This is a genomic window from Citrobacter sp. wls717 (assembly GCF_005280955.1).
Lineage (GTDB): Bacteria > Pseudomonadota > Gammaproteobacteria > Enterobacterales > Enterobacteriaceae > Citrobacter > Citrobacter werkmanii.
The window spans coordinates 278988-295090 of sequence record NZ_SZWW01000016.1 but is presented as its reverse complement, the minus strand read 5'-3'; the positions used below and the strand labels follow the sequence as shown (position 1 = coordinate 295090).

Sequence of the window (16103 nt, the reverse complement as noted above, 5' to 3'; positions counted from 1 at the left end):
CTATGTCAGTTGTCGGCGCATTGCTTTACCTCTACGTCAGGTAGTGGTAAGTTGACGGGATGAACACCAGACACGATATCAACGCTTTTACTCATAATCTGTGGTGGCTGCCTTCTTAAAGGCGGTCAGAATGTGTTTCCCCATTTTAAATAACCGCCGAAAGGCGGTTATTTGCATTTGAAGACCCCTTTCGGTTTTACGCTTAAGGAGTCTTATATGAACAACAAAACCATCATCCTCACTGGCGATCGTCCTACTGGCCCGTTGCACCTCGGCCACTATGTTGGCTCGTTGCGCCAACGCGCCACGCTGCAGTACGATTATCAGCAGTTTATATTGGTCGCAGACCTGCAAGGACTGACCGATAACGGCAGTACGCCACAAAAGATCCAAAACAACATTCCCGAAGTGCTGGCTGACTATCTCGCCGCGGGCATAGACCCCTCACTCACCACCATTTGTTTGCAATCGGCCTTGCCCGCCCTTGCCGAACTGACCGCGCTTTATATGAACATCGTTACCGTGGCGCGCGTGGAACGTAATCCTACTGTCAAAAACGAAATTGCGCAGAAAGGGTTCGCCCGCTCGTTACCGGTTGGCTTTCTGGTTTATCCCATCAGTCAGGCGGCAGATATTTCAGCCTTCAAAGCTGAAGTGGTTCCGGTCGGCGACGATCAACTGCCGATGATCGAACAGACCAATGAAATCGTGCACAAAATGAATAGCTTGTTACCTGCCCCAGTCTTGTCGCATTGCAAAGCGTTGCTGAGTGAAACCAGTCGTCTGCCCGGTATCGACGGTAACGCCAAGATGTCGAAATCACTAGGTAATACAATTCTGTTGTCCGCCAGCGAGGAAACCATTCATCGCGCCGTCAGCGCAATGTACACCGACCCTAACCATCTGAAAGTATCCGATCCGGGGCAGATTGACGGCAATATCGTATTCACCTACCTCGACGCGTTTCACCCAGATAAAATCAAAGTGGCGGAGATGAAAGCGCATTATCAGCGCGGCGGATTAGGTGACAGGGCATGCAAAAATGAGCTGGAGATGTGCTTGCAAGAACTCATCGCGCCGATGCGTGAGCGTCGGGCAACTTACATTCAGGATAAAGGCATGCTGATGGCGATGCTGAAAAAAGGCAGTGAACAGGCGCACGAAGTCACACAGCAGACATTAAGAGAAGTGAAACAAGGGCTGGGTTTACCGGTGTTCTGAACACGAATCGCGCTCCCGACGATTTGCCACCGTCGGGAGTGATCAGCGACTGGTTCAGCCACTTCTTATGGCTCTATGCCACAGCGTAGACTCCTCCGGGATACAAATTGCAACACTATCATGTTGCGCTGCAATACCCACATTAAAGGTTATAGCTTTTGTTACTTCCTGGATATTATTAATATCCGGTAACAATGGAGAGTCTTTATCAAAATTCACTTGATAATAAGAGACTAACGTTCGGCTTGCAGTTATTAGCCTATTTTCCGTTATGCGCGTAGCATGGCTAGCCTAACCCAATACCATGAAATATTTAAACATTTTTACATTGTGCCATCGGGTATTGCTTCCCTTTGTATATTACCGGATTAAATGGGATGCCATTGCAACAATGGCATCCCCTCAGTCCTTCAATAATATCTTCCGGTCTCGCCCTACGCGTGAAGTCGAGTTGGAACATGGCATGATTTTTGGTTTTTTACAGTGAGTATATGCTTCATTTAACATAGTGTTCTTCCTGATATAATCATCCGTATTCAGTTACTATTACATACTGAAAATCAGTGTGTTAGCGATTAACATGGTGATGATCCCACCAAGAGCCGGAATAACAGTTCTGCGCACGATCGTAAATGGAGAACACTCACCTGACTGACTTACTGCAATAATGATACCGGCGACATTGCACCTCCCATCCCAGCCCATTAATTGCATTGGCAAAAGCATTTATAGGTGGTACCGCATTCACCCTACGGTTAACTCGTCCACTACCTCGGCTACGCCTTTAACGCTGCGAATATTGCCGATGCCTGTCCCGAGTGAGATATAACCTTCATCGGTGTTACCTTCCAGCATACCAATACGCAGGCCACGCAGCCCTCCCATCGTTTTACCTAACTCCTCATTACTTGCTCCGGCTTTGTCCATTGATACCAGAGTTGTTGCCAGCCTGCCCGGCAGTGAGCGGTAATAGTGAGGAAGCGTGCGGAACAGCAACAAATCCAGCCCGTTTGCATCAATGATTTTATCTTTAACCGATTTTGGTACGCGACTTTCTTCGGTGCCGATAAAGACTGAACCGGCAAACACCCCTTCAGCGCCGAGCGCGTGTGCCGCTTTTGCGGTGCGGTTGTCGGTAATACCGCCTGCAGCCATTACGGGAATATTTACCACGGAATCGGCAATCAATGGCACGATGGAAAAAGTACCCAGTGCAGTACCCGGAAGAGTCCCACCTTCGTCAAAACCGGTCGCAACGATGATATCGGCTCCGGCCTCTTCAGCAAGCCGGGTATTTTCAGGCGTCGGGTTGATATCCCTATAAATTACGGAAATACCCGCCGCTTTTAATTCGTCGAACAATGCGGGAATCACCGCTCCTTCTCCGTAACCGGTGTATACCACAGCCCTGACGCCTTCTTCTTTTATCACCTGCAAAATAGGTTGAGTCCAGATGTCATTTTCAGGCGTAGGTATCAGATTTACACCGAAAGGCTTTTCGGTAAGTTTTTTGGTTTTGCGGATTTCTGCGCGCATTTTTTCTGCCGTTTCTTCAGGGGTGGAAACGGCGGTTTCGGCGGTTAAGCCTGCGTTGGGACCCAACACGCCTAGCCCACCAGCATTGCTTACGGCTGCAACTAAACGAGCATCTGTCAGCCATGATAAAGGTCCCTGGATGACAGGTTTTTCTATGCCAAGGATTTGGCAGACACGATTATCTTTCATGTTGGAATTTCCTTCATATTAGCTTGCCGCACCGATGGGGCGGCCTGAGATTTACTGTTTCGAAACGGGGTAACGAATGACGGGGAGTGTAAGCAGGAATATTATTTAGAAAAATAGCTAAAATTATTCATCACTGTTATAAAATTAGTAACAATCTAACCCATATGCTCTGTCATATTTCAGAAAAAAGATAACCTTATGCAAATAAATCTCTTTGAATCTATTAGAATTTTTATAGAAATAGTTGAGTCAGGGAGCTTTACTCAGGCGGCAGAGAATCTGGGCATTTATCGTCCCGCCGTTACCAAAGCGCTACAGCTACTTGAGCAGCACAGCGGCACGCGTCTGATGCAGCGAACGACGCGCCGTATCAACCTTACGCCTGACGGGGAAGAGTTCTATCGTCGTAGTAAACCCCTGCTGGCACAGGCAGATGAATTGCTGGAGTCCTTCAGCAGCGACCAGGTTCTGCACGGTCAGCTACGTGTAGATATGCCTATTGCGCTTGCAGCGCTGCTGGTCATTCCCGGGTTACCCGACTTCTATAGCAAGTATCCGGGAGTTGAAATCATTCTGAGCAGTTCGGACCGCCGTCGGGATATGTTACGGGATGGTCTGGATTGCATACTGCGGGTGGGGGAACTGGAAGATGGTGATTACATTGCTCACAGAATGGGCAGTATCAAAATGACGACCTGTGCCAGCCATGGCTATATTGCGCAGCATGGCAATCCGGAAACGCTGGAGGATTTGAGGAACCACCATGCCATCAACTGGGTTAACAGCAGCAGCCGGCAAATTATGCCGTGGACCTTTGCGACGCCAAAAGGGATCGAGGAAATAACCTTGCCGGGTAAACTTGTTGTTGATAACTCTGAGGCATACGTTGCTGCAGGCCTTGCTGGTCTGGGCTTGCTTCAGGGAATGAACGTATTTTTACAGCCCTATCTCGATAGCGGGCAGCTTGTTGAGGTATTGCCCCACCATCCTTCTCCTGACCGCAACTTGTCACTTCTTTATCCACACCGACACCTTTCACGCAAGGTACGTATATTTACTGAATGGTTAGAAAGCTTATTGTGCAAAGGTTTATGAGTTCAGACGTCATATAAACTGCCGGTAAAATAAACAATTTGAAAAGCGAGGAAACGTTCCAAATTAAAGGTGATTATTCTGAGAATACCATGTCCTCTTCTCGCTGTGAGTTCAACTGATGGACGCAACACAATTATCCGCTTCTTACCTGCAATGAATACGGAGCAGGTCAGCATGCTGAACAGAAGGATGCCAACCCAAATGCCCCCATTACGTCCCCAGCGTACCGAGTGAATAAAAAACACGCTGCAAAATCAACAAAATATAATCAACTTGCTTAATTACTCTGCAAACGCGTGAGATCCGGAAGAAAAATGCGATTTCCCTCTTGCCTCATTCGGTCTGTGCCGCTAATATTCGTCCCCGTTGTCACCTACAACGTTGCGTTCATAGCTCAGTTGGTTAGAGCACCACCTTGACATGGTGGGGGTCGTTGGTTCGAGTCCAATTGAACGCACCATATTGCGTCCGTAGCTCAGTTGGTTAGAGCACCACCTTGACATGGTGGGGGTCGGTGGTTCGAGTCCACTCGGACGCACCATATCACTTTTGATGTGGTGCCTTTCTCCTTATATTATTCTCGATAAAATCCCCTAATTGTTGTTGCCGTCCTGAGCGATTTCGCTATTCTTGCTGTCTATCCCGTTTGTCTCCTGCGCCGTTATCGACCACACTTATCCTGCTTCGCTTGTTTTCGGCACAATGCCGACACAGAACATCGATCACAGGGCATAAAAATAATATCAGGTGGATAAGATGAACAAGATCGCTATCGTCGGTACGGGACCGACAGGAATCTATACGTTACTCGCGCTTCTCAAGCATCAAACCCCGCTTTCAATTAGCCTCTACGAACAATCGAATGAAGCTGGGGTAGGCATGCCCTATAGCGATGAGGAAAACTCGCGATTGATGCTGGCAAATATCGCCAGTATTGAAATACCCCCCATTACCTCTTCTTATCTCGACTGGTTACGCCAACAGAGCGTTGAACATTTAGCCCGTTATGGCGTGAAACACGCCTCGCTGCATGACCGACAATTTCTGCCGCGAATTCTGCTCGGTGAATATTTTCGTGACCAGTTTTTACGCCTTGTAGACCTTGCGGACAAACAGGGGTTTAACATCACCGTACACGAATCCTGTCAGGTCAAGGATGTCAAAGCCACAACGGATGGCGTTGTTATTTGCAGCGATCATAACGACCCGGAGCACTTTGATCTTGCTGTCATCGCCACGGGTCACGTCTGGCCTGACGCACAAAGCGCATCACGCACCTTCTTCCCGAGTCCGTGGACCGGGCTTATGGAGGCAAAAATCCCGGCGTGTAATGTAGGAATTTTGGGTACGTCGCTGAGCGCTATTGATGCGGCTATGGCCGTCGTCGCACAACACGGTAGGTTTGTATTAGATGATGCGCAGGGTGTTCATTTCGAAAGAAATGAAGGCAGTCAGGATCTCAACATTCTCCTCATGTCCCGTTCTGGCATTCTACCGGAAGCCGATTTTTACTGCCCTCTCCCCTATGAACCACTCTCCATTGTGACTACTGAGGCACTGGAACAATGTATTGCAGTTGGTTCTGCTGGGCTGCTGGACAGGATCTTTATGCTCATAGTCAAAGAAATTGAGCTGGCAGACCCTGTCTGGAGCAAAGAAGTCGCCCTCTCTTCCCTGAACGCCGACAGCTTTACAGATGTCTGGTTCGCTGCCCGTAAAAAGCACGATCCGTTTCGCTGGGCCGCAGCCAATCTTGAAGAAGTCGAACGCAATAAACGTGAAAAACACACGGTTGCCTGGCGTTACGCTATTCTGCGACTGCATGAGGCCGTACAGGAAATTGTCCCGTGGCTGGATGAGAAAGACAGAGAGCGGTTTAACAATGGACTTGCTCGCGTCTTTATCGATAACTATGCAGCCATTCCTTCACAGTCGATCCGTAGATTACTGGCGCTGCGTGAGGCCGGGATCCTGAATATTCGCGCGCTCGGTCAGGATTATCAGTTAGAGCAAAAAGAGAAAATGACGGTGATACGCGCTCAGGGCGAAACCTATAAGTTTGACGTTTTTATCGATGCCAGAGGCCAGAAAGCGTTAAAAATTAAAGATCTGCCATTTCCATCGCTGCGGGATCAACTGCAATCCACGAGTGAGGAAATACCGGATGTCGGCGATGACTATACGTTACAGGCGCCTGATATCGTCCGGGGCCGCATTGCGCTCGCCGCACTTCCGTGGCTGATGCACGATCAACCGTTTGTGCAAGGGCTTACTGCCTGCGCAGAAATTGGCCAGTGCGTCGCCCGTGCCATTTCCCGGCCAGCCACGCGTCTTCGTCGACGCTTACCCTATTACGAGGCGTGACGCGATGTCTTCTTCCATCACTCTGCTTGCAGCCGGCAGTTTACGTCCGGCACTGACTCCGCTGATAACCCATTTCACGCACATAAGTGGAATAGATGTGAAAGTGGAATATGGTCCAGCCGGTTTATTGCGCGAGCGGATTGAAGCAGGCGAACCCTGTGCGCTGTTTGCTTCGGCCAGTCGGGAGCATCCGCAACGCCTTCTGGCTCAGCATAAAGCTCTCTCAACGCACACCTTTTGCTGGAACCAACTGGGTCTGGTTACCAACCGGACCGGTGAATGGCTGGATTTGCTGCGAAACCCTACCCTGCGAATTGGTACCTCTACGCCCGGCTGTGACCCTTCCGGGGATTATACCTGGGCATTTTTTGACAAGATGGATGCGCTGGAGAGGGGCCTTGGGCAGCAGCTTCGCGAAAGGGCCATTCCCCTGGTTGGTGGTCGAGACACCGTGAGGATCCCGCAGGGAGAACTGGCCAGCGCCTGGGTCCTGCGTCAGGGACTGGCCGATCTGTTTATCGGCTACGCGCATTATGCAAAAACGCTCCGCACACTACCCAACGTTCGTTATGTAGCGATTCCGGCTGAATATAACATTCAATGTGAATACCAGTTGGCGCTGCTGGAGGCATCCAAAGATGCGCTGGCGCTGGTTGAGTTTATGCTCGGCAACGGCGGTCAGGAATTTCTGATCGCCGCCGGTTTTATACCACTTACCGACGAATAGAAAACAGCGGCGCAATAAACGGCGTCTGGTAATGGTCAACGTTCACTTTTCGCAGCGGTAATCCATAGGCCTGGGACAGATTATCTTCCGTCACGATGCTGTCCGTCGGCCCTGCCCGCCATTTTCCTTCAGGAAGCAGCAGCAGCGTATGCGTGGCTATCTGTAGCGCATGCAGCGGATCGTGGGTTGAAAACAGCACGCTGCAGCCTTGTTGGCGAGCCAGATCGCTGATGAGCTGCAGCACCACCTGCTGATTAGCGAGATCCAGCGCGGAACATGGTTCATCAAGCAATAACGTCTGGCATTCCGTGACCAATGCCCTGGCTATCATCACTAACTGTTGTTGCCCGCCAGAGAGTGAACCAAACGAGCAGGCCCCAAGATGTGCGATATTAAGTTGCTCCAGCGCCTGCGCTGCCCTTTTTTGATCCTGCTGGCTGGGCTGCGCAAATAACTTCACGTGTTGTGCCCGCCCCATCAGTACCACATCGCTGACCGTATAGGGAAACGGCAGATGACAATGTTGCGCCACAATCCCAATTCCACCGGCATTCTCAATACTGCCGCCCAAAGCAGGCAGCGTGCCGGTTAGCGTATCGAGCAGCGTACTTTTACCCAGACCGTTACGTCCCAGCACCGCCCAGACCTCACCTTTCCGGCAACTGAACGTAAGCGGCTCAAATAGCGGTGCGCGATACCCGTAAGTCAGCCGATTCACGCGCAGTGCGACAGATTTCATTGTTTCCTCCGACGGCTGTTGCGGATGAGTAAAAAAGCAAACAGCGGCGCGCCAAATAATGCAGTGATGATCCCCAGCGGGATCTCCGCAGGCATCAGGGTGCGCGCAATATCATCCACCACAATCATAAAACCGCCCCCCAGCCAGAAGGCACAAGGGAGCAACCGACGATGATCGACACCCACCAGCAAACGTGCCAGATGCGGAATAACCAGACCGACCCAGGCAATACTGCCGCTTACCGCCACCTGAGCGGCGACTAAAAAAGCGCAGCACACCAGCACGCTGCGTCGCAGAGGAACCACCGCCACGCCCAGCGCTCTGGCATCTTTATCATTGAGCGATAGCAGATTTATCCGCCAGCGTAACTGATACAAAACCGTCGCGGCGATACCCACCGGAATCGCCAACAGCAGAACTTTATGCCAGTTGGCCGTCGCAAAACTCCCCAGCAGCCAGAACACAATGTTCGGTAACGTCTCTTCGGTATCCGCCTGATACTGAATCAGACTCACCAGTGCGGCAAAGAAACCGCTCAGAATGATACCCGACAGGATCAGCACCAGCGTATTCTCCAGCCCCTGCAATGTAGCGATGGCATACACCAGAATCAGCGCCGTCAGACCGAAGAAAAACGTTGAGCCCATCATCAGCCACGGCGACAGGCCGAGCAGAATAGCCAGCGTACCGCCAAAGGCAGCCCCCGACGTCACGCCGATAATATGCGGGTCGACCAGTGGATTATGAAATACCCCTTGCAGCGTCGCGCCGCATAAACCTAACGCGCCCCCCGCCAGCAACGCGATCAGAATACGTGGTAACCTGACCGTCCAGACAATCTGGCTGGCAATCCCTTCGGCGTCGCTATAGTGCGTCAGATGGTAAAATACCTCGCTTAACGACAGCGGATATTGTCCGAGGCACAGCGAGCTGACGCCCAGTAATAAGACCGCCGCCATTAGCAGCGGCTGCTGGGGTAAAATGCGGTTACTTAGCTGCATCAGACTGCCAGTTCACACGATAAAAACGCTGATAGTAGTCTTGCGCCTGCGCATCGACATCCACGTCTTTATAGGCGTCCGGATACAGTTTTTTGGCCATCCACAGTTCACCTATCGCCAAGGCTTCCGGCATCGGATACCCCCAGGCTTTGGCGTATTCCGGCATCAGCCAGATGCGATGATTTTTCACCGCATCAATCCCCTGCCAGTTGGGATCGTTTTGGATCTCAGTCACCACCTGCGGGTAACGGTCCTGAACAAAAATTACCTGCGGATTCCACGCTAATACCTGCTCAAGCGCGACCTGACGGGCGCCTTTCACACTGGCCGCCGCCACGTTTAATCCCCCCGCGTGCTGCATCATCAGTCCCGTATACTTCCCGGAGCCGTAAGTCATCAGATCAGGGTTAGCCATATAAATACGCACCTTTTGCGCATCAGGAATGTTGGCAACTGGCGCGTTGAACTTTGCCCGCGCCGCAAAAACGTAATCGATCAACGTTTCTGCCTGCGCTTTGCGCCCCACAACATCCGCAATCAGGCGAATCCCCTGTTTTAACCCTTCGTTGTAGACCTGCTCTTCATCGGCCATAGTCGGATTCATTTTATTCTGCTGACCATCAGCATCCTGACGCAATGAGATAGCGACCACCGGAATACCGGCGTTCTGAATCTGCTGAATCATCTCCGCAGGCGCATAGTTGGCAACAAAGACGACCTGTGGGTGAATCGCCAGCAGGCTCTCGATATTCACGCTGGTGAGATCGCCCGGCGTCGGCAATGTCGTTATCTTCGGCATAAAACGCGCGAATTCAGGCCCGAGTTGTTTTTTCCAGCTCGACATTACACCAACAATGTCTTGCTGGGCGTTGAGTTGCACCAGAATATTCAGCGTCTGGTGTTGCAGCACAACCACTTTGTCGACATGGTCTGGAATCGTGATCTGACGACCAAGCTGATCGGTAATCGTACGCTCGGCCTGCGCAGAGAACGCCACCAGGAAGCTGGCGCAAACCAGCACAAAAGAACGGAGAGTTAACATGGGGTACCATCTGGATGAGGAATAAAAACGATATATATTAAATTATATAACGATATAACTGGCAACCCATTAGCGATAATTACCGCGCTACACACGAGGAAGATCAATTTTTGTGGGCAAAAATAAAGCCGACGGCAATGACCACCGTCGGCTTTTGTTGATACTGAGTGGCTAAACTATTTCGTCGCAGCTTTAATGATATCGAGCGCTTTCGCAAACTGATCCTGCGGAATTGTCAGCGGGTAAAGGAAACGAATAACGTTGCCGTACTGGCCACAGGTTAACAACAGCAATCCCTGCTCAAGGGCTTTCTTCTGCACGCGTTGCGCGACGGCAGCGCTGGGCTCCCCCGTCGCTGCATCGCAAAATTCAGCAGCAACCATTGAGCCTAAGCCGCGCACTTCGGCCAGCTCAGGGCACCATCCTTGCGCGTCAGTCAGGGTGGCGCGCAGTTGTTCGCCGAGAGCCGCTGCTCGTTGGCACAACTGCTCATCACGAATAATATCCAGTACCGCATGCGCCGCCGCAATCGACAACGGGTTGCCGGCATAGGTACCACCCAGACCACCCGGCGCAGGCGCATCCATAATTTCTGCCTTGCCTACCACGCCAGACAGCGGCATCCCACCCGCAAGGCTTTTTGCCATCGTCATCAGGTCCGCTTTGTCGGCGTAGTGATCCATCGCAAACAGTTTACCCGTGCGAGCAAAACCACTTTGCACCTCATCGGCAATCATCACGATGCCATGCTCATCACAGATACGGCGGATCCCGGCAACAAACTCCGACGGCGCCACCACGAAACCGCCTTCGCCCTGGACCGGTTCGAAGATAATCGCCGCAACCTGAGTTGGATCGATGTCGGCTTTAAACAGGCGTTCAATCGCTTTTAGTGAATCCGCCGTGGAGACACCCTGCAACTCAGAAGGATATGGCGCATGGTAAACGGAACCCGGGAACGGGCCGAACCCTTTTTTATAGGGCGCTACTTTGCCGGTCAGCGCCATCGTCATGTAGGTACGTCCATGAAAACCGCCGCCAAAAGCGATAACACCGGGACGACCGGTATGCGCGCGGGCGATTTTCACCGCATTTTCCACGGCTTCTGCGCCGGTAGTAAAGAATGTGGTTTTGCGTTTACCGTCAATCGGCGCAACGGCGTTGATTTTCTCAGCCAGAGACACATAGCTTTCGTACGGCACAATCTGATAAGCCGTGTGGGTAAAAGCCTGCAGTTGCGCTTCGACTGCCTGCACCAGACGAGGATGACGGTGCCCGGTGTTCAGCACGGCAATCCCGGCGGCAAAATCAATATACTGATTGCCCTCAATATCGGTAATCGTGCTGTTTTCTGCCGACTGGGCGTAAAAATCACACATGACACCCACGCCACGCGGGGTGGCATCCAGACGACGTTGTTGCAGGTTTTTATTGTTCATTCTCTACACCTTGTCCATAAATACATTTCAGTTGAATTACCCTTTAAATTTAGACGCCATCTGGTACTTTAATCGAGAGCCAAATCGTTTTATTTTAAGGATCCAAATGCGTTCACTTGCCGGAGATGTGATCAAGCAAGCATTTAGCCAGCAGACAGATGAAAAACTGCATCGTCGCCTGTATGCCGCCATCTGTAGTTGCATCCTTGAGGGCAGCCTGAAACCAGCTACCCGCATGCCTCCCTCGCGGGATCTGGCGGGCGAACTGACGTTATCGCGAAACACCGTCTTGCGGGTTTACGAGCAGTTGCAGGCCGAAGGCTATATCTCTGCGCGCACCAGCAGCGGCACCTTCGTTAGCGACAGCGTGCTCGACAATCTCGACCTCCGCCCCAACAAAGAGCCTGTTGCTGCCGCGCTTGAAGATCACACCCGCTTATCTGCCCGCTGCCTTGAACTGCTGGGGCATGCCAGCGCCAGTCCCCGGCAATGGGGAGCCTTTATTCCTGGCGTGCCTGATGTTCAGCATTTTCCTCACCGGGTGCTCAAAAAAATCCAGGATCGGCTGGCAAGGCGACTGCGCCCGGCGTTTCTCACTTACGATGCCGCAGGCGGGGTGAGTGAATTGAAAGAAGCGCTGGCAGACTATTTGCGCACCGCCCGGGGTGTACGTTGTTCGCCTGATCAAATCCTGATTACTGAAGGTATTCACCAGGCGTTGGATCTGGTTACGCGTGCGTTGTGCAATCCGGGTGACAGTGCCTGGATTGAGGAGCCAGGCTATTGGGGGATAAAAAACATTCTACGCATCAACGCGGTTCACTTTTCGGCAATCCCGGTTGATGAGCAAGGTATGATTCCGCCAGGCCCAACAGAACCCGCACCGAAGCTGATTTTTGTGACACCGTCACATCAGTATCCGCTCGGTTCGGTAATGAGTCTGAGCCGTCGGCAACAGCTTCTCTTGCGCGCCCGCGAAACGCGAAGCTGGATAATAGAAGATGATTACGATAGCGAGTTTCGCTTTTCCGGGCAGCCTATTCCGTCATTACAGGGACTGGAGGAAGAGACGCCGGTTATCTACATCGGAACATTCAGTAAGACCCTTTATCCCGCACTGCGACTCGGGTATGTGGTACTGCCCAAACCGCTAGCCGCGCCGCTTAAAAAGGTTCATAACGACCTCTATCGCGGCGGACATTTGTTGATTCAGGCCGCGCTGGCGGAGTTTATCCGCGAGGGATACTACGCGGCGCATATTCGAAAAATGCGCCAGTTGTACAGTCGTCGTCGCCAGATGCTGGTGGAACTGATTACCCGCCAACTTGGTGAGCAATATCTTGGCTCCTTCAGCAGCAACGCCGGGCTGCATATGATTTTACAGCTACCCGCCGGAAGTGATGACGTCGCCATAGCCCGGCAAGCGAATGCGCAAGATCTGCTGGTGCGTCCGCTGTCTCGTTACTACGTGAATGAAGAGAAATGCAGCGGCCTGCTGTTGGGGTTTGCCAGTATTGAAGAACATGAAATGGCGGCGGCGTTTACCCGACTCGCGACGATTATCAGGGAAAACGCCGTATAAGCACTGCCGGATAGCGGTGCTCGCACCTCTCCGGCATGCTGTTTAATGTGACGCTTTTTTAACGCCAGCCAAATCCTCCTGGCTTACTTCACCATTCCCTTCCCCCCAACTTTTACGCACGTAGTTAATTACGTCACGCATTTCGCTGTCGGTTAACATGCCGCCGTAGGCTGGCATCTTAAAGGAGACGCTGCCCCGCGTTGTCGGGGTTTCTGCGCCATAGGCAATCACTCTGTACAGTGGCGTCGGGTCATCCACCATCACCAGCGGATTGCGGATCAACGAAGGTGCATTATCATCCGTACCTTTGCCTTCCAGACCGTGACACGTTGAGCAGTAGCGGTTATAGGTCACTTTGCCCGCCTCGGCTGAATTCGACCAGGATGTCGTAGTCGCTGCGGTACGCCCCGCTTCAGGCTTCGTACTTTTCAGGCTCAGCAGATATTGTGCGATCGCCGTGGCATCTTCGTCCGTCAGATACTGTGTACTTTGCGTAACGACTTCAGCCATCGAACCAGAAACCGCGGCATGTTTACTTTTACCGGTCAGCAACAGCGATTTTAACTCCGACTCCGACATTCCGGTGCCCCGCAGCGACGGCGCATACCAGCCGTCGATCATCGCGCCGCTCAGATACTCGGGATCCGCATTGGTGTACGCTTTTTCGTTCATCGCCACACCTCTCGGTGTATGGCATGAACCGCAGTGGCCCGGGCCTTCCACCAGATAAGCGCCTCGTTTTAGCAGGACCTCGTTTTCATCCGTTTTCGCGCCCGTAACAGCCGTCTCTGGCGCGTCGGTAAACAACCAGTTCCAGATATGCAGCGGCCAGCGGGCGGAGAGTAGCCACGGAATGGCATTCTCTTTATTGGGTTGTGCCGAGGGCGTGACGTCATGCATAAAATAGCGGTACAGCGCCTGAACATCCTCGTCAGAAAGCTTCGCGTAAGAGGGATAAGGCATGGCCGGATAGAGCGGATGACCATCTTTGGCAATCCCTTGACGTACCGCCTTTTCAAAATCCTCGTATGCGTAGCTACCAATCCCCTGCGTCTTATCTGGCGTAATATTGGTCGAATAAATATCCCCAAGCGGAGTGGGAAACTTTTTACCCCCTGCCATCGCCGCGCCACCTTCCGTCGTGTGACAGGCTACGCAGTCAGAAATCCTCGCGATGTATTCGCCATGAGTTTCAGCCGCAGAAACCGTGGCGGTAAATAAACAGGCGGCAAGAACGGTTACATTACGCATAGATCACCCCATCTCCTTGAGTTCATTAACCGCTCGCCATGCCTGATCGATCGCCGTATGAGCATATGCCCCCCAGTCAGAATCGGAATTAGCAATGGCAATACGACCAACTGGCTTGCGCGCCCGCTCGATAATCTCGGGCATTTTGTCCATGTCGTCGAACAACGAGTTAGGGTAATAGGCATAGCCATGCGCCCAGCGGTTAACCGTAATGGCGGCAATATCGCGTTGATTATCAAAGCCTGTTGCGCCAAACATCTCCTGCAACTGGGAGCGAATCATCTCTTCATGCGCCGCAAATGTCGTTCCCAGCAAATAGGCCCGCCCCAGACGGAACTGCTCTCTGGCCGAGAGGTTACTGCCAGGATACGTGGGGACGTAGACCATATGAATCACCATCGGATCGTCTGGTGAGGCTGGGTGTTGATACCCGCCGATACTGACCGGATAGTCGAGCTTAACCCGGCTGTAAGGTGCTGCCGGAGAGTAAAATTCATGCACGCCAAGCTGTTTAAATGCCTGCCAGTTTTTAACCACCACGTTGGTGTATACCAGCGGCGCTTTCACGTTCAGTTTGAGATCAGCCTGCTGCTGTTCCGGCATCTCTGGCACCAGATACGGAATCAGCATGTTATAACCCGCCATAATGGTGTTCTTACCACGAACGCGATGCATTTTTCCGTCGCGCAGATAGCTGACAACAACGCCATCCGGTACGTTGGCGGCGTTAATCACCGTGCTGTTGAGACGCAGACGCGTGGTGTTTTCCGGCAGGTCCAGTTTTTCATAATGCAGTCTGGCGAGGACCGAGTCCTCCATGGTGGTACCCGGTAGCGCATCCGGCAGCATATACCTGACCAACAGTCGGGCAAGACCGGCATTTCCATCCGGAAAATGGTAAACATACGGCTCTTCGAGGTCGGCCAGCGACTCTCCATCCAGCGGGGGTAATCCCAGCGCTTCCATACCCGGTAAGGCGCACGCCCGGGCATCGCTACAGGAAATCCCTTCAATGCCAATGGCAAAGAAGTCGTTAGAACGCTGCTGAAAATAGAGCAGCGCCATTTTGCTCAAACCGACTTTTGTCGCCAGAAACTCACTGTAGCTGTGAGTATCCAGCCATTCAGTTTTCTCATCAATCGTCATACCCGGAAGGTAGTCCGCAGGACGTACATGCAGATCGATTAACGCTTTTCTGTCGTTCTCGCTTAGCGGAAAATCATTGATAAAGTCTTCGATCTTGCGTCCATTCAGTCTGTCCGGCGGAATATCATCAGATACCGCCCGTCCCGGATCGCCGCTGACGATTTTTGTTTCGCCAAAATTCTTTTTATCGAAGAAAACGCCGCGACTGAGCTGCCAGTCGGGATAGAAGTTTACGTCAAAACTCTCTTTCAACCGCGTGACGCTGACGCCCACGGTTTCCATCAGCTTTTGCACTTCGGGACTGAAATTATGCGCCGGCGACTGGAATGCTTCACTGCCGCCATAGCCGAGTAGTTTCTTGCCCGAGCTGGTAAACTCATTCCGTTTGGCATGTCCTCCAAAATCGTCATGATTATCGAGGATCAAAATCCGGCTATTTTGTCCGGCAAGTTGACGCCAGAAACAACCGGCAGCCAGGCCGCTAATACCGCCGCCTACAATCACCAGATCGTACTCTTCCTCAATAGGCAAAGCGTTTAAATCAAAATGTTTATGCTCACGGCCCACGGCATGCGCCATTTCAAACGATCCCGGATGATTGCCCCGCAGCCCTGTAAGCGCAGGCGGATAATAACTTCCATCTATAAATGCGTTTTCCTTCCCTGCCGCCCTGACCCATTCCAGCGGGGTAAGCCCCGCTGCAACGGTCACCGCGACGCCGTTGAGAAAATCACGTCTGGTAATTGCCATTAACTTTTTCCTTATTGCTAC

Annotated in this window: 12 protein-coding genes and 2 tRNA genes; 7 read left to right on the top strand and 7 right to left on the bottom strand. The window is 52.0% G+C overall.

Features of this window, described 5'->3' with window-relative positions:
* Positions 1 to 216 precede the first annotated feature (216 nt).
* A complete protein-coding gene (trpS, locus tag FDX09_RS11445) occupies positions 217 to 1221 on the top strand; it encodes a tryptophan--tRNA ligase (protein ID WP_137347227.1) in 1005 nt (334 codons plus the stop codon).
* Between the two features lie 744 nt (positions 1222 to 1965).
* Here the strand turns inward: trpS and FDX09_RS11435 are convergent.
* A complete protein-coding gene (locus FDX09_RS11435; protein ID WP_087856337.1) occupies positions 1966 to 2946 on the bottom strand; it encodes a nitronate monooxygenase in 981 nt (326 codons plus the stop codon).
* A 198-nt stretch (positions 2947 to 3144) separates the two neighbouring features.
* Here FDX09_RS11435 and FDX09_RS11430 point away from each other — a divergent pair, with 198 nt between their 5' ends.
* The 5 genes from FDX09_RS11430 (at position 3145) to FDX09_RS11410 (ending at position 7132) form a co-directional block, all read left to right on the top strand.
* Positions 3145 to 4041 (top strand): LysR family transcriptional regulator, encoded by an 897-nt coding sequence (locus tag FDX09_RS11430; RefSeq protein WP_137347226.1) that lies wholly within the window; start codon positions 3145 to 3147, stop codon positions 4039 to 4041.
* Positions 4042 to 4424: 383 nt separating this feature from the next.
* Positions 4425 to 4501, top strand: a tRNA-Val gene (locus FDX09_RS11425).
* A 4-nt stretch (positions 4502 to 4505) separates the two neighbouring features.
* Positions 4506 to 4582: transfer RNA gene (locus FDX09_RS11420), tRNA-Val, on the top strand.
* A gap of 215 nt (positions 4583 to 4797) precedes the next feature.
* Positions 4798 to 6405 (top strand): FAD-NAD(P)-binding protein, encoded by a 1608-nt coding sequence (locus FDX09_RS11415; RefSeq protein WP_137347225.1) that lies wholly within the window; start codon positions 4798 to 4800, stop codon positions 6403 to 6405.
* 4 nt (positions 6406 to 6409) lie between these two features.
* Positions 6410 to 7132 (top strand): substrate-binding domain-containing protein, encoded by a 723-nt coding sequence (locus FDX09_RS11410; protein ID WP_137347224.1) that lies wholly within the window; start codon positions 6410 to 6412, stop codon positions 7130 to 7132.
* Here the strand turns inward: FDX09_RS11410 and FDX09_RS11405 are convergent.
* The 4 genes from FDX09_RS11405 to puuE all read right to left on the bottom strand — a co-directional run bounded on the left by FDX09_RS11405 (position 7119) and on the right by puuE (position 11353).
* On the bottom strand, positions 7119 to 7871 hold the full coding sequence (locus FDX09_RS11405) for an ABC transporter ATP-binding protein (protein ID WP_079224361.1): 753 nt from the start codon (positions 7869 to 7871) through the stop codon (positions 7119 to 7121). The genes FDX09_RS11410 and FDX09_RS11405 overlap by 14 nt on opposite strands.
* Positions 7868 to 8872, bottom strand: coding sequence for an iron ABC transporter permease (locus FDX09_RS11400; protein ID WP_121528996.1), 1005 nt, complete (start codon positions 8870 to 8872; stop codon positions 7868 to 7870). The genes FDX09_RS11405 and FDX09_RS11400 overlap by 4 nt, the downstream gene beginning before the upstream one ends.
* On the bottom strand, positions 8859 to 9914 hold the full coding sequence (locus FDX09_RS11395) for an ABC transporter substrate-binding protein (RefSeq protein WP_121528995.1): 1056 nt from the start codon (positions 9912 to 9914) through the stop codon (positions 8859 to 8861). The genes FDX09_RS11400 and FDX09_RS11395 overlap by 14 nt, the downstream gene beginning before the upstream one ends.
* Positions 9915 to 10090: 176 nt before the next feature.
* On the bottom strand, positions 10091 to 11353 hold the full coding sequence (gene puuE, locus FDX09_RS11390; RefSeq protein ID WP_038640330.1) for a 4-aminobutyrate transaminase: 1263 nt from the start codon (positions 11351 to 11353) through the stop codon (positions 10091 to 10093).
* A 106-nt stretch (positions 11354 to 11459) separates the two neighbouring features.
* Here puuE and FDX09_RS11385 point away from each other — a divergent pair, with 106 nt between their 5' ends.
* Positions 11460 to 12935: a PLP-dependent aminotransferase family protein gene (locus FDX09_RS11385; RefSeq protein ID WP_137347223.1), complete on the top strand. Its 1476-nt coding sequence runs from the start codon at positions 11460 to 11462 to the stop codon at positions 12933 to 12935.
* Between the two features lie 42 nt (positions 12936 to 12977).
* Here the strand turns inward: FDX09_RS11385 and FDX09_RS11380 are convergent, their stop codons facing one another.
* Together FDX09_RS11380 and FDX09_RS11375 are read right to left on the bottom strand one after the other, a co-directional pair.
* The gene (locus FDX09_RS11380; RefSeq protein ID WP_137347222.1) at positions 12978 to 14186 is read right to left on the bottom strand and encodes a cytochrome c; all 1209 of its coding nucleotides are present in this window, start codon (positions 14184 to 14186) and stop codon (positions 12978 to 12980) included.
* Positions 14187 to 14189: 3 nt separating this feature from the next.
* Positions 14190 to 16082, bottom strand: coding sequence for an FAD/NAD(P)-binding protein (locus FDX09_RS11375; RefSeq protein WP_137347221.1), 1893 nt, complete (start codon positions 16080 to 16082; stop codon positions 14190 to 14192).
* Positions 16083 to 16103: the final 21 nt, after the last annotated feature.

Bases quoted from the DNA above. Each gene is read 5' to 3' on its own strand.
- trpS (WP_137347227.1), top strand. From the start codon at position 217: ATGAACAACAAAACCATCATCCTCACTGGCGATCGTCCTACTGGCCCG.
- FDX09_RS11435 (WP_087856337.1), bottom strand. From the start codon at position 2,946: ATGAAAGATAATCGTGTCTGCCAAATCCTTGGCATAGAAAAACCTGTC.
- FDX09_RS11430 (WP_137347226.1), top strand. From the start codon at position 3,145: ATGCAAATAAATCTCTTTGAATCTATTAGAATTTTTATAGAAATAGTT.
- FDX09_RS11415 (WP_137347225.1), top strand. From the start codon at position 4,798: ATGAACAAGATCGCTATCGTCGGTACGGGACCGACAGGAATCTATACG.
- FDX09_RS11410 (WP_137347224.1), top strand. From the start codon at position 6,410: ATGTCTTCTTCCATCACTCTGCTTGCAGCCGGCAGTTTACGTCCGGCA.
- FDX09_RS11405 (WP_079224361.1), bottom strand. From the start codon at position 7,871: ATGAAATCTGTCGCACTGCGCGTGAATCGGCTGACTTACGGGTATCGC.
- FDX09_RS11400 (WP_121528996.1), bottom strand. From the start codon at position 8,872: ATGCAGCTAAGTAACCGCATTTTACCCCAGCAGCCGCTGCTAATGGCG.
- FDX09_RS11395 (WP_121528995.1), bottom strand. From the start codon at position 9,914: ATGTTAACTCTCCGTTCTTTTGTGCTGGTTTGCGCCAGCTTCCTGGTG.
- puuE (WP_038640330.1), bottom strand. From the start codon at position 11,353: ATGAACAATAAAAACCTGCAACAACGTCGTCTGGATGCCACCCCGCGT.
- FDX09_RS11385 (WP_137347223.1), top strand. From the start codon at position 11,460: ATGCGTTCACTTGCCGGAGATGTGATCAAGCAAGCATTTAGCCAGCAG.
- FDX09_RS11380 (WP_137347222.1), bottom strand. From the start codon at position 14,186: ATGCGTAATGTAACCGTTCTTGCCGCCTGTTTATTTACCGCCACGGTT.
- FDX09_RS11375 (WP_137347221.1), bottom strand. From the start codon at position 16,082: ATGGCAATTACCAGACGTGATTTTCTCAACGGCGTCGCGGTGACCGTT.